General features: G+C 61.4%; 2 protein-coding genes. Both read right to left on the bottom strand.

Going from position 1 to position 1,022, the window contains the following annotated elements:
• Positions 1-449 (bottom strand): dTDP-4-dehydrorhamnose 3,5-epimerase (rfbC, locus tag HAQ05_RS27815; RefSeq protein ID WP_190427589.1); only part of this gene is annotated, 449 nt, incomplete at its 3' end.
• On the bottom strand, positions 446-1,022 hold a 577-nt coding region (locus HAQ05_RS27810; RefSeq protein WP_190427587.1), incomplete at its 5' end, for a sugar nucleotidyltransferase. The genes HAQ05_RS27810 and rfbC, both read right to left, overlap by 4 nt.

The following is a 1,022-nucleotide window of genomic DNA, read 5'->3' as shown; positions in this document are numbered from 1 at the left end:
GGGTCGTCCCAGGCGATGCAGCGCTCGGCAGCGGGGTTGTAGTAATCGGTGGTTTTGTACAAAAACTCGGCGTAATCGCTGAGCACCACGAAACCATGGGCGAAGCCCGGCGGTATCCATAGCTGCTGGTGGTTACTGGCCGTAAGCCGGGCGCTGACCCACTGGCCAAAGCTGGGCGAGCTTTGGCGGATGTCTACCGCCACGTCGATCACCTCGCCCGCCACGACCCGCACCAACTTGCCCTGGGCGTTTTGGATTTGGTAATGCAGGCCGCGCAATACCCCTTTCTGCGAACGGGAGTGGTTGTCTTGAACGAACGGCAGGGCAACGCCCGTGGCTTCCTGGAACAGCTTCTCGTTGAAGCTTTCGAAGAAGAACCCTCGTTCGTCGCCGAATACACGGGGCTCGATGAGCATTACGTCGGCGATGGCCGTGCGCGTCGCTTTCATTGGTTATCTCTTGCCAAGCGGAATAGGTATTGGCCATAGCCGGTTTTGCCGAACGCTTCGGCCCGTACCAGCAGCTGGGTTTCGTCGATCCAGCCCTGCTGGTAGGCGATTTCCTCCGGGCATGCGACCTTCAGGCCTTGGCGGTGTTCCACGGTTTGCACGTACTGCGAAGCTTCCAGCAGGCTGTCGTGGGTGCCGGTATCGAGCCAGGCGAAGCCGCGGCCCAGCCGCTCGACGTGCAGGTCGCCACGGGCCAGGTAGGCATTGTTCACGTCGGTGATTTCCAGCTCGCCGCGCGGCGACGGCTTCACGTTCTTGGCGATCTGCACCACGTCGTTGTCGTAGAAGTACAGGCCGGTCACTGCGTAGCTGGATTTCGGGGCTTTCGGTTTTTCTTCGATCGACAAGGCCTTGCCCTGCTCGTCGAATTCCACCACGCCGAAGCGCTCCGGGTCTTTGACCAGGTAGCCGAACACAGTGGCGCCCGTGGGCCGCGACAACGCGCGCTTGAGCTGTTCGGAGAAGTGCTGGCCATGGAAGATGTTGTCGCCCAGCACCAGGCACACCGAGTCG

The organism is Pseudomonas typographi (assembly GCF_014694385.1).
In the GTDB taxonomy this organism is placed as follows: domain Bacteria; phylum Pseudomonadota; class Gammaproteobacteria; order Pseudomonadales; family Pseudomonadaceae; genus Aquipseudomonas; species Aquipseudomonas typographi.
The sequence above is the reverse complement of the archived record's forward strand: the minus strand, read 5'-3'. Positions and strand labels throughout refer to the sequence as shown.